General features: G+C 72.0%; 9 protein-coding genes. 4 read left to right on the top strand and 5 right to left on the bottom strand.

Annotation, left to right across the window (positions count from 1 at the left end):
- The first annotated feature begins 315 nt into the window (after window positions 1-315).
- The gene (locus tag ABZ919_RS28970; protein ID WP_361253331.1) at window positions 316-642 is read left to right on the top strand and encodes a hypothetical protein; all 327 of its coding nucleotides are present in this window, start codon (window positions 316-318) and stop codon (window positions 640-642) included.
- Window positions 643-837: 195 nt separating this feature from the next.
- Here ABZ919_RS28970 and ABZ919_RS28975 read toward each other — a convergent pair whose 3' ends face one another.
- Window positions 838-1,677: a patatin-like phospholipase family protein gene (locus ABZ919_RS28975; protein ID WP_361253333.1), complete on the bottom strand. Its 840-nt coding sequence runs from the start codon at window positions 1,675-1,677 to the stop codon at window positions 838-840.
- Window positions 1,678-1,815: 138 nt separating this feature from the next.
- Between ABZ919_RS28975 and ABZ919_RS28980 the strand changes: the two genes are divergently transcribed.
- Window positions 1,816-2,472 carry a TetR family transcriptional regulator gene (locus ABZ919_RS28980; RefSeq protein WP_361253335.1) on the top strand — a complete coding sequence of 219 codons (657 nt, stop codon included), beginning with the start codon at window positions 1,816-1,818 and terminating at the stop codon, window positions 2,470-2,472.
- A 320-nt stretch (window positions 2,473-2,792) separates the two neighbouring features.
- On the opposite strand, the gene ABZ919_RS28985 is transcribed toward ABZ919_RS28980, so the two are convergent.
- Together ABZ919_RS28985 and ABZ919_RS28990 are read right to left on the bottom strand one after the other, a co-directional pair.
- On the bottom strand, window positions 2,793-4,007 hold the full coding sequence (locus ABZ919_RS28985; protein WP_361253337.1) for a GH25 family lysozyme: 1,215 nt from the start codon (window positions 4,005-4,007) through the stop codon (window positions 2,793-2,795).
- Window positions 4,008-4,161: 154 nt separating this feature from the next.
- A complete protein-coding gene (locus tag ABZ919_RS28990; protein WP_361253339.1) occupies window positions 4,162-5,106 on the bottom strand; it encodes a peptidoglycan-binding protein in 945 nt (314 codons plus the stop codon).
- A 245-nt stretch (window positions 5,107-5,351) separates the two neighbouring features.
- Here ABZ919_RS28990 and ABZ919_RS28995 point away from each other — a divergent pair, with 245 nt between their 5' ends.
- Both ABZ919_RS28995 and ABZ919_RS29000 read left to right on the top strand, forming a co-directional pair.
- Complete coding sequence (locus tag ABZ919_RS28995; protein ID WP_361253341.1) at window positions 5,352-9,215, top strand: helix-turn-helix domain-containing protein; 3,864 nt, start codon at window positions 5,352-5,354, stop codon at window positions 9,213-9,215.
- A gap of 221 nt (window positions 9,216-9,436) precedes the next feature.
- Complete coding sequence (locus ABZ919_RS29000) at window positions 9,437-9,817, top strand: peptidoglycan-binding domain-containing protein (protein ID WP_361253343.1); 381 nt, start codon at window positions 9,437-9,439, stop codon at window positions 9,815-9,817.
- Window positions 9,818-10,009: 192 nt separating this feature from the next.
- Here the strand turns inward: ABZ919_RS29000 and ABZ919_RS29005 are convergent, their stop codons facing one another.
- Together ABZ919_RS29005 and ABZ919_RS29010 are read right to left on the bottom strand one after the other, a co-directional pair.
- On the bottom strand, window positions 10,010-11,017 hold the full coding sequence (locus ABZ919_RS29005; RefSeq protein ID WP_361253345.1) for an NADP-dependent oxidoreductase: 1,008 nt from the start codon (window positions 11,015-11,017) through the stop codon (window positions 10,010-10,012).
- A gap of 122 nt (window positions 11,018-11,139) precedes the next feature.
- Window positions 11,140-11,844, bottom strand: coding sequence for a TetR family transcriptional regulator (locus ABZ919_RS29010; RefSeq protein ID WP_361253347.1), 705 nt, complete (start codon window positions 11,842-11,844; stop codon window positions 11,140-11,142).
- Between the last annotated feature and the right edge of the window lie 24 nt (window positions 11,845-11,868).

Here is an 11,868-nt window from a genome sequence, read left to right on the forward strand (position 1 = left end):
GCCGTCCGCGTCTGCGGGCGCACCCGTGCGGTGGGCTGCCCGGCTCACCGGCCACGGCCGGGTCCCCACTGGCCTGCGCCGAGGCAAGCCCCTCCCCCGGCCACCCAACCGACGGGCCGGAAGACGGCGAGGTCCGCCACGCATGCCAAGCAAACCGGTGCCGCACCGCCCACGGGCATGCTGGAACGGCACTCGCCGACGGCGCGTGCACGGCGTGCCCGGGCCGGCACCCCTCAGATGTGCCCGAGGCAGGCTTACCTCCTGTGGTGGTCGAGACGGGGCATGGCCCGGCGGCCATTCGTTACTCACTTTCAGGTGGACACGGCCGCCAAGGCGGCCTTGTGTCCGTTGCCTTCTTCCGCTCGTCGCCTGACCGCGACCGTCGCGGACGCCGTCCACGTCCACACCGAATGCGGCCGCCACACCCGCCCCGACCCTGTTCCAGGATCGTCGGGCTACGTGTGGGAGAACGACGAGGACACCGCGACCCTGCGCAACGACCACGGCCGCTTCATCGACGCCGTCCCCTGGGGCCGTAACACTGCCGCGACGGCGGAGGCGACCACCGCGGTGACGGCCAGCGCCGTGACGGCCACGGCCACCGCGGCGGACACCGTCACTGACCCCGGCCGACCGCGCTGACGCCGACCGGTGACCAGGCGTCCGGTGTGCAACGAGAGTGTGAAGCTGCGCGCATTCGTCTTCGGCGTCGGCGGCAAGCACGTCCTGGATGCCGGCGTCGGCCTCCGGCTCGTAGACGCCGGCGGAGCAGCTGTGCGATGCGCTCCCGCTTTCCCGCGGTCCAGGAGATTTCGGCATCGCGCACTTTGAAGCGGGTCAGCCCTGCCAGACGTCGGCCACGGAAGGGGCCAGCGCACTGGCCTGGGCGTAGCCCGCGCGGGCGGCAGCCGGCCGGCGTGTGTCGTCGGCCATGTTGCGGCCCATCGCGCGGCGCGCGGCCCGGTCCGGGGACAGCAGGACGACGTGCGCCCCGCCGTCGGAGAGTTCGTCGGCCTGCTGCGAGGCGCTCGGATGCGGCCCGACCGCCCGGGGGACCGGCACGACCGCCAGCACCCGGCGGTACCCGCGTGCGAGCTGGAGGTTGGCGGTCGAACGACTGCCGCCGTCAATCCAGCGCCGGCCCGCCACGGTGACCGGCGGCCATACGACGGGCACGGCGCAGCTCGCCGCGACCGCTTCGAGCAGTGTCACTCCGGAGCCGGAGTCGAAGACCTCCAGTCGTCCTGTCCGCACGTCGACCGCGGTGATCCGCAGCTCGCGGCCGGGCCAGTCGCGTGCGTCCCCCAGGAGCGCACCGACCGTGTCGAAGACGTCCGACTCCGGGCCGGTCCTGGCGCTCAGGGCCGCTCGGGCAAGGCGTTCGGCGGACCGCTGGGCATTGCGGGAGCCGAGCGCCGCCCAGAGGAAGCGCGCTGTCTGGCGCGCGGTCACCGGAAGACGGACCGCGTCTGCTCCGGAGAGCTGACGCTCGTACAAATCCGCGGCCGTAACGCCGTACCGGAGCCGGGACCCGAAGACGGCACCGGCGGAGGAGCCGATCACGACGTCGGCGCTGCCGAGATCGATCCCGGCCTCCGCGAGCCCGGCGAGCACCCCGGTCATCCAGGCCCCGCCCACCGGCCCGCCGCCGCCGAGCACAAGTGCGCTGCCGGACATGCTTCGCCCTCCCCGTGAACGACCGCGGACGCCCCGCCCGCGGGAAGCAAAACGGGGAATGGCCCCCGCTTACCCGGCCGACGATAGCATCCGTACCGGGGAACGCTCCCCGGTACAGGGCGAGAAGAGGGAGACGCGATGGACGACCGTCCGCCGGTAGGGCGCCGCGATGCGCTGCGCAACCGGAAGCTGCTGACGGACCGAGCCCGCGAGGTCTTCGCCGAACAGGGCCTGGACGCCCCGCTCGATGAGATCGCCCGGCGGGCGGGCGTGGGCAACGCCACCCTCTACCGCCATTTCCCGAACCGTGCAGCGCTCGTGGACGAGGTCTTCCGAGATGCGCTCACAGAGACCACAGCGGCGGGCGAGCGGGCACGTACCGCCGAGGACGCATGGACGGGACTGACGCAGTACCTGCGCACGGTGTTCGCCGGCCTCGCCGCGGACCGCGGCGCCAATGACCTCATGACCACGAACCTGGAAGGCGTGGCTTCCCTGGAGGCGATCCACGCCCACAACCGTGAAACCGTCGACGAACTGCTCCGGCGTGGTCAGGAACAGGGAACCATTCGCCCGGACCTCACCACCGAGGACCTGCTCTTCACCCTGGCAGCACTGGGCAGGGCCGTTCCCGCGCTCGCCTCGGTCGCACCGCAGGCCTGGCTCCGCCCGCTCACCCTGCTCCTCGACGGCCTTCGCGCCGGACCGTCCGCTCCCCCGCTGCCCACACCGGCCCTCACTTCCGGTCAGCTCGGCCGGGTGCTGCTCAACCTCGGCCCGCACAGGAGGCGTTGAGAGGCCCCTGACACACCGGCACCAGCGCGATCCCCTGCGCCGCGGCCCCGCTCCAGCAGGGCGCCCGGGAGCGAGTGGCACCGGCGCGCGAAGAGCACGTAGGGGGTGCGGGCTCGTAGCAGCGTCATGACCAGGCCCACTCGAGCGACAGCGCCGCGCTCATGACCGATCGTTGCCGACGAAGTGGGCTTTCGGCAGGTCCGGCGCAGCTGACAGGATCTGGCGTACTCGCCACCGGTCCACCGCCCCGATCCACCAGACCAGGCGTCGACGCCGGCCGGGTGGAGCGGGGCGGTGGACCGGGCGACTCGGCCGCCGTATCAACTCACCAGGTGCATCCAGGTGTTCGGGCCGACAACGCCGTCCGGGGTCAGCCCCCGGGACTTCTGGAACGTGATCACGGCGTCCCGGGTTCCGGCCCCGAACCGGCCGTCCACCGCGACAGCGGCGCCATGGGCCTTCAACTCGTCCTGAGCCGCCCGTACAGCCGCGCCGGTATCTCCTTCCCGCACGGTCACGACCAGGTGCTGCCAGGTGTTCGGCCCCACGACGCCGTCGGGGGTCAGCCCCTGGGCCCTCTGGAACGCGACCACGGCGTCCCGGGTTCCCGTCCCGAACCGACCGTCCACCGTGAGGGACGCTCCGCGGGCGCCGAGCAGGTACTGCACGGTGGTCACCTGCCGGCCTGCCTGCCCCTGCTGCACCAGAGGCCAGCTGGGAGCCGGAGGCGGAGGCGTGTAGTCACCCCGGGCGAACGTCTTGAGGTCCTGCAGGCTGCCGTTGAAGACGTCCTGGTCCCCCGGAAAGGTGCCCGAGGCGGCGGTCTGCCAGACGGTGTACGTGCTCCAGCCGGCGGGCAGAGGGGTGGGCGTGCCGGACTGGTTGACGATCCACAGCGGGTCGGTCCCGCCGAAACCCCGGTAGTTCCCGGTGCAGGTCGCCCACCAGCCGGCGGCGGTGTAGATGGCCGGATGGCGACCCGTCCGGGCGTGGTACTCGTTCACGAACGCCGTGATCCAGCTGATCATCGCGCTGCGGCCGAGCCCCCAGCAGGCGTCGCCCTGCGCCTTGGCCTCGATGTCCAGGGCTCCTGGGAGGGTCTTGCCGTCGCGCGTCCACTTCCCGCCGTGCGCCAGGAAGTAGTCGGCCTGCGCACGTCCACCGGAGGCGTCCGGGCGGGCGAAGTGGTAGGCGCCACGGATCAGGCCGGCGGCGGCTGCCCCGTTGTACTGCTGCGAGAAGTAGCTGCTGGTGTAGCTGACCCCTTCGGTCGCCTTCACGTAGGCGAATGCGGCGCCGTTGGCAGCCGTCGCCTTCCAGTCGACGTGGGGGTTGTGGCCGCTCACGTCGAGCCCGCGCACCATGGACGTGGATCGGGCCGCCCCGGTGGCCTCGGTGGCCTCGGTGGTGCCCGCGTGGGCCGCGCCGTGGGGGCCGATGCACAAGGCCGCGAGTCCGGCGGCGAGCACCGTGGCACCGCGGACCCGCCACCCGGCTCTGCCCACCGCACCGCTGCGGGCATGGGGATACGTCATCGCTGTCTCTCCGTTCTGGTTCCGTGGTCGGTCATGGCCGGTGCCGCCGGCCGTCCTGGGCCTACGACACCGAGGACCGGCTCCGACGACGCCGTGCACCGGTCCCTGCGACGCCGGAGGCACCGGCAGGGACCGGCGGGGCGGGCGTGGCCCGCTACGGGCGGACCAGGCCGTAGAACACGGACCCGGACAGCGGGTAGCTCTTGTCGTAGACGCCGTACTGGCCGGGACGGGCGGGATTGGACGTGTTGCCCGAGACGACGCGCACGGTTCCGCCGCTGACCTGGTCGACGACGCCGATGTGGTACCGGTTGTGCGCGCTGCCGTAGATGATGAGGTCTCCGGGCTTCGCGGTGCCGAGGCCGCTGGTGCCGACCCACTTGTGGTGCGCGACGGCCCAGTCGTAGACGTTGGGTACGTACGTCATGAAGGGGATGTCGACGCCGGACTGCCGCCAGACCCAGGTGGCGAAGGCCGCACACCACTCGTCGCACACGCTGTAGGGCTTGCCGGGAACGCACCGGCGGGAGTCGGCCGTGACCCCGATCTGGCTCTTGGCGGTCTTCACGATCCTGGCCCGGAGCGCGGTCGTGGCGTGGCAGCTCTTGACGAGCCGCTCGATACCCATGTCCTTCATGGTCTGCTCTCCGGCGATGCCGTCCGCCGAGAGGTGGTGGGCGGCCTGGTAGCTCTTGACCGCGCTCGTCGTGGCCGTTCCGTAGTCACCGTTGGCCGGGGCTCCGGCCTTGGCCTGTACCTGCTTGACCACGGAGGTGAGTCCGGCGAGGGTCTGCGGGCCGATGACGCCGTCGACGCCGAGGCACCGGTCGCTCTGGAAGGACTGCGTGGCCGCCTTGGTCTTGGGGCCGCCGACACCGTCCACGCCACCGGCGTCGTAGGCCAGGCCGTTCAGATCGCGCTGGGCCAGCTTGATCTCCGACGAGGTGGCGGCCGGCTTGACCGTCGGCGAGGTGGCCGCCGAAGACTGGCCCGGCACGGCCGCCAGGGCACCGGCCGCGACCACGGCGGTCAGCAGACCGACGACGGCCCGCCGGGAGCGCCGCACCGGGCGCGGGGTTGCAGGAGTGTTCGTCAGCATTCCGGAACTCCTCACGTTCAGGGAGAAGAGAAGGTGGGACCGGGGAGAGGCGTTCACATGGCATTCGTCTCGGCCGTACGACCGCTGATCCGTCCCCGGACGGCGTCAGCGGCACCCCCGTCTCCGCCGTCGCCGAGTCGGTTCTACGGCATCGCACGTTGTCCGGTGTCGGCGAAGGCGCCCCGGACAACGGGCTGCGGACAATAGGCTCGCCGCGACGCTTCACGGACCTTGGGGGAGCACAAGTGCCAAGAAAAGAACAGCCGTTGGCGGACGACGGCAGCGCGCTGACCGAATTCGCCGCAGGGCTGCGTCTGCTGCGCGACAAAGCGGGCAAGCCCACTTACCGTCAGCTCGCGGCGAAGGCGCATTACTCGTCGACGACACTCGCGGACGCGGCCGGAGGCAGAAAGCTGCCCAGTCTGGAGGTCGCGCTCGCCTTCGTCCGGGCCTGCGGGGGCGACGAGGAGGAGTGGAAGGCGCGCTGGCACGAGGTCGCCGCGGGCCTCGCCCCCGCGGCGCCGGACGGGCGGGTTGCTGCGGGGCCGGAGCAGGCCCGGCCATGCCCCTATGTGGGCCTTGCGGCTTTCCAGCCGGAGGACGCCTCCTGGTTCTTCGGACGGGAACGACTCACGGAGGACCTGGTCACCCGGGTCCGCGCCGATCGGTTCGTCGCGGTGTTCGGGGCGTCGGGATCCGGCAAGTCGTCGCTGCTGCGGGCCGGTCTGGTCCCGCACGTGAGCGGGGGCGGCCCGGACGCCGGCTCCGGATGGCCGGCCCTGCTGTTCACCCCGGGAGCACACCCGCTGGAGGAGTGCGCGGCCCGGCTCGCGGCCTTCGCCAAGGGCACGGCCTCGGTACTGCACAGGGAGCTGAGCGGCGACCCCCGGGCCCTGCACCAGGCGGTGCTGCAGGCGCTGGCCACGGCGGACTGCCCCGACGGCACGGATCTGCTGCTGGTCGTCGACCAGTTCGAAGAGGTCTTCACCCTCTGCCGGAACAAGGACGAACGCGACCGTTTCGTCACCGCGTTACTCACGGCGGCCCAGGCCGCCAACAGCCGTACCCGCGTGGTCATCGGTGTCCGGGCCGACTTCTACGCGAGTTGCTCCGGACACCCCGAACTCGTCGCCGCCCTGCAGGACGCCCAACTGCTCGTGGGCCCCATGTCGACGGAGGAACTGCGCCGTGCCGTCAGCCGGCCGGCCGTCCGCTCCGAATGCGCCGTGGAGACGGCCCTGCTGGCCCGGGTCGTGGCGGAGGCCACCGGACAGGCCAACGTCCTGCCGCTGGTCTCCCACGCCATGCGGGAGACCTGGCTGCGCCGCCGCGGCAACACGCTCACCCTGAGCGGCTACGAGGCCGCCGGCGGCATCACGCACGCCCTGGCCAACACCGCCGAGGCCCTCTACCAGCAGCTGACCGCCGAGCAGCAGCGGCTCACCCGTTCCGTCCTGCTGCGCATGGTGGCGCTCGGCGACGGCACCGACGACACCAAACGGCCCGTACTGCGCGAGGACCTCGGCCCGGACACCGGCGCCGTGCTGGATCTGCTCGCCCGGGCCCGGCTGGTCACCCTGGACAGGGACGGCGCCGAGCTCACCCACGAGGCTCTGCTGCACGCCTGGCCCAGACTGCGCCGCTGGATCGACGAGGACCGGGCCGGTCTGCTCATGCACCAGCAGATCACCGACGCGGCCGCCGTCTGGCACCGGCAAGGGCGCGACCCCGGCGCCCTGTACCGGGGCGGTGTCCTGGCCGTGGCGCGTCAGTGGGCCGCCACCCGTGGCGACACACTGGTCCCCGGCCCCCGCGTCGAGGAATTCCTCGCCGCGTCCGTCCGGCACGCGGACCGCGCGGCCCGGCTGCGCCGCGCCGGAATCGCCGCCGTGTGCGTCCTCGCGCTCGTCGCCTCCGTGGCCGCCGCCGTGGCCTTCAAGAAGAGCGCGACCGCCCAGGCCGAACGCAACAACGCCATCGCGGGAGAGGTGCAGGCCGAGGCCGGCCAGTTACGGGAGACCGACCCTTCGCTCGCCGCCCAACTGGACATCGCCGCCTACCGCATCCGCCCGCTGCCGCAGCTGCGCACCGATCTGATCAGCGCCGCCGGCGCCCCGGTGTCCCGGCCCCTGGCCGCCGGAAGCGGCACCGTGTACGCGGTGGCCTACAGCCCCGACCGCCGCACCCTGGCCGCTGCGGGAGCGGACGGCATGATCCGGCTGTGGAACGTCGCGGACCCGGCCGCCCCGGTGCCGCTCGGCCACCCCGTCGCCAGCCACAGCCAGTGGGTGTACTGGCTCGCCTTCAGCCCCGACGGCCACACTCTGGCGTCCGCCGGACGCGACCGCACGGTCCGGCTGTGGAACGTCACCCGCCCGGCACACGCCGTCCCCTGGGGGCAGCCGCTGACCGGCCACAGGAGTTACGTCTTCTCCGTCTCCTTCAGCCGGGACGGACGCACGCTCGCCAGCGCGAGCGACGACGGTACGGTCCAGCTGTGGAACGTCGCCGATCCGGCCCACCCGCGACGGCTCGGACAACCGTTGAAGGGTCACGACCACGGCGCCGTGGCCTCGGCCGCGTTCAGCCCCGACGGCCGCACCCTCGCCAGCGCGGGGCACGATCACACCATTCGGCTGTGGAACGTCACCGACCCCGCCCGGCCACAGCGTCTGGGACGGCTCACCGGTTTCAAGGACACCGTGTACGCCGTCGCCTTCAGCCCCGACAGCCGCCTCCTGGCGGGCGTGGGCAACGACCACACCGTCCGGTTGTGGAACGTCGCGGACCCGGCCGCCCCGGTGTCGCTCGGGGCGCCCCTGACCGATCACCACGACTCCGTGTACGCGGTCGCCTTCAGCCCCGACGGACGAGTCATGGCCACCGCCGGAGCGGATCACACCGTCCGCCTGTGGAACGTCATGGACCCCTCCGCGCCCGTGCCGATCGGGCAGCCCCTCACCGGTCACACCGAATACGTCTACTGGCTGGCGTTCAGTCCCGACGGGCACAGCCTGGCCTCGGCCGGTGCCGACCATACCGTCAGGCTCTGGCGTCTGCCGAGCACCCTCCTTCCGGACCCGAGTTACGTCAACACCGTGGCGTTCAGCCCCGTACGGCACATCCTGGCCAGTGGCAGCACCGACAGCACCATCCGGCTGTGGAACGTCGCCGATCCCGCACAGCCCACCTCCCTCGGCCGTCCTCTCACCGGCCATCACGACGCCGTGCGGAAACTGGCGTTCAGCCCCGACGGCAGGCTCCTGGCCAGCGCCAGCAGGGACGGCACCATCCGGCTGTGGGACGTCCGGAATCCCGCGCGTGCCGCGCTCGTGGGACAGGCGCTCACCGGCCACCGGGGTGAGGTCAACTCGGTCGCCTTCAGCCCGGACGGCCGGACACTGGCCAGCGCGGGTCTGCACGACCGGCGGGTTCGCCTGTGGGACGTCTCACGGCCGGCGAACGCCGGCGGCCTGGGCGAGCCCCTCGCCGTCCACTCCGGACCGGTCACCGCGGTGGCCTTCAGCCCACGAGGACATGTGCTGGCCACGGCCTCGGCGGACGACACCACCCGGCTCTGGGACGTGACCCGTCCCGCGAAGCCCGTGCCGCTGGGCCACCCTCTCGCCGCCCGCAGCGGCGGTGTGTACGGGGTGGCGTTCAGCCCCGACGGCCGGACCCTGGCCACCGCCAACGTCGACCACACGGTACGACTGTGGAACGTCACCGACCCCGCACGGCCGGTGGCCAGGGCCGAACCTTTGACCGGCCACGCCAGCTTCGTGTACGGCGTCGCCTTCAGCCCGGACGGTCACACCCTGGCCAGCAGCAGCGACGATCACACCGTGGACCTGTGGAACGTCACGGACCCCGACCACCCGTCCCAGCTGGGAACCGCTCTCGTCGGCCACACCGGGCCGATCGACGACGTGGCATTCAGCCCCGACGGCCACACCCTCGCGAGCGCGAGCGACGACCACACGGTACGGCTGTGGACCCTCGACCCCGACCAGGCGATCCGGCGGCTGTGCGCGGCGACCGGCAAAGTCACCGCGCGGCAGTGGGACCAGTACATGCCCGAACCGGCCGCGAACCGGCCCTGCTCATGACGCGGCGGGCAGGGGGGGGGAGCGCACCTGCCCCACCCGTCTGACCTGCGTGGCTTCGCCGTCGTTGTCCGGCCGATGCTGTCCGGTGCCGGTTCGCCGACACCGGACAACCGAATCGGCCTAGACAGGGTTCGGTGGCACGAGCGGGACCCGGCCGGCGCATGGGCGGGTCCCGCTGTCACGGGCCACTGTTTCCATCCGGACGAACGAACGGAAAGCAGATGTCCATTCGGAAGACGGCTACGAGGATCGGCCTGCTGGCCGCTGCCGTGACGGTGATCACCGGCGGCCTGTCCATGACGGCGGACGCCTCGTCCGCCGCGGCCACGCTCCGGTACGGGAGCCATGGCTGGGGAGTGAAGTGCGTGCAGGAGAGCGTCAACAACTGGGCGGCGCGCAACGGCAACGACCGCCCGCTGGCGGTGGACGGCAGGTTCGGGAACGGGACCCGGAGCTGGGTCGAGAGGTTCCAGTCCGCCTCCGGTATCCCCGTCGACGGCGTCGTGGGCAAGCAGACCGGTAACAGTGTGCTGGCAAACCTTCAGGGCGACAGCACATGGCGGCACGACTGCTACTACTACGTCCCCAGCACCCACGGCTGACGGGCTCCGCCCTCCGCCCGGGACGAAAGGGTTGCCTGCCGTCCGGCCGGTGACACCGACCGCTCCGCGACCGTCGCTTCGCACGAGGCGGCGGTCGCATGGCGGCCGACTGTCACGCACGGCCGGTCCGGTCCGGCCCCTGTCGCAGGCGTCCACAGGACGCGGGGCGGCGGCCCACGCCGACGACGGCGGTTACGCCAGTTCCAGTACGAGCTTGCCGACGTTCTGCCCGCGGAAGAGCATCTGCAGCGTCTCGGGGAAGTCGTCCACGCTCCCCCGCACCACATGTTCCTTGACCTTGATGCGGCCGGCGCCGATCCAGGCGGAGATCTCCTGCGCTGCCTGGGCGTAGCGCTCGGCGTAGTCGAAGACGACGAAGCCCTCCATGCGGGCGCGGCGTACCAGCAGGGAGAGGTAGTTGGAAGGGCCCTTGACCGGCGTGGCGTTGTTGTACTGGCTGATCGCACCGCAGATCACGACACGGGCGTGCATCGCCAGCCGGGTCAGGGCGGCGTCGAGTACGTCCCCTCCCACGTTGTCGAAGTAGACGTCGATACCGTCGGGAGCGTGGCGGCGCAGCGCTTTCCTGACGTCTTCGGCGCGGTAGTCGATCGCCGCGTCGAATCCCAGCTCGTCGGTGAGCAGCGCGCACTTCTCCGGTCCTCCGGCGATGCCCACCACCCGGCAGCCCCTGGCCTTCGCGATCTGTCCCGCGATGGTGCCGACCGCGCCGGCCGCCCCTGACACCACGACGGTCTCGCCGTCCTTCAGGGCCCCGACGTCCAGCAGGCCGAAGTAGGCGGTCATGCCGGGCATGCCCAGCGCGCCGAGATACGTCGAGGGCGGGGCCAGGGAGGTGTCGATCTTCATGGCGCCGCTGCCGTCGGAGACCACGTGTTCCTGGACGCCGAACGCGCCGACCACGTGATCACCCGGCTGGAAATCGGGGTGGTTGGAGGCGGTGACCTCGATGACCGATCCGGCGCGCATCACCTCGCCGACGCCCACCGGCGGCAGGTAGGAGGGGCGGTCGTCCAGCCAGCCCCGCATGGCCGGGTCCAGGGAGATGACGCGCGTCCGGCCGGCGAAAAGCCCGGGGCCCGGCTCGTCGACGGGCCCGGAGCAGTGCTCCCAGTCCTCGGGCTTCACTTCGCCAACGGGGCGGGCTGCCAGACGGATCTGTCGGTTGGTCACGGACATCGCGTCTCCTGTCGTTCAGGGCTTCGCCGCAGAGTACCGACCAGTAGGTATGTCGAGGTGTGTGATGTTCACCACGCCCCGCATCCCACCTGCTGGCCAGCTCCGCTGCGCGACCGGACCGGTCAGCGCGCGGAGACCCTCCGCTCGACCCGGCCCTTGGGGCTGCGGTCCTGCAGCAGTCGCGCGGTCTGTGCGGACACCGGCGCGGCCAGCACCGCGGTGACCAGGTCGACCAGCCGACTGGTGAACAACCGGTCGTCCCTGCGAGGGCGTCCGGCGGCCCGGGCGGCGAGTTCGGCGTGACAGAACCGCATGGCGGTGAAGCGGGTGTGGAACACCGCGACGGACTCCGGAGCCAGCAACGGCTCCACCAGGCGCCGCCAGGGATAGATGCTCGACCCCTCCGTCACGACGACCTCGACCAGGGGTTCGGGGCGGTTGAGCAGTTCGGCCACGACCTGCAGGAACTCGCGGCCGCCGTCGGGGTCGGCGAGTTTCGCGGCGGCCGGCAGCACCAGTGCGGCGGCCAGGGAGCGGAGATCCTCGGCGCCACTGTCCTCGTACTGTTGCAGCAGTACCTCGCGGCGGGCGTCCACCGCCGGAAGGTGCTTGTCCAGAACGGCGCGCAGCAGACCCGTCCGGTCGCCGAAGTGGTACTGCAGGGCCATCGCGTTGCGCTGGCCGGCGGCCCGCTTGATCTCGTTGAGCGACGCACCGTCGACGCCCTTCGCCGCGAACAACTGCTCGGCGGCCCGGATGAGGGTGGCGCGCGTGTCACCCGCCTTCCGGCTCCGGGGCGACGTGGCCTGCGTCTCATGTGCTGTCACGGATGCCCATGCTAGCGTCGCCCC

Source organism: Streptomyces sp. NPDC046759 (assembly GCF_040645475.1).
Classification (GTDB): Bacteria; Actinomycetota; Actinomycetes; order Streptomycetales; family Streptomycetaceae; genus Streptomyces.

Coding starts and splice junctions, on each gene's coding strand:
- ABZ919_RS28975 (WP_361253333.1), bottom strand. CDS start 1,677: ATGTCCGGCAGCGCACTTGTGCTCGGCGGCGGCGGGCCGGTGGGCGGG.
- ABZ919_RS28980 (WP_361253335.1), top strand. CDS start 1,816: ATGGACGACCGTCCGCCGGTAGGGCGCCGCGATGCGCTGCGCAACCGG.
- ABZ919_RS28990 (WP_361253339.1), bottom strand. CDS start 5,106: ATGCTGACGAACACTCCTGCAACCCCGCGCCCGGTGCGGCGCTCCCGG.
- ABZ919_RS29000 (WP_361253343.1), top strand. CDS start 9,437: ATGTCCATTCGGAAGACGGCTACGAGGATCGGCCTGCTGGCCGCTGCC.
- ABZ919_RS28985 (WP_361253337.1), bottom strand. CDS start 4,007: ATGACGTATCCCCATGCCCGCAGCGGTGCGGTGGGCAGAGCCGGGTGG.
- ABZ919_RS29005 (WP_361253345.1), bottom strand. CDS start 11,017: ATGTCCGTGACCAACCGACAGATCCGTCTGGCAGCCCGCCCCGTTGGC.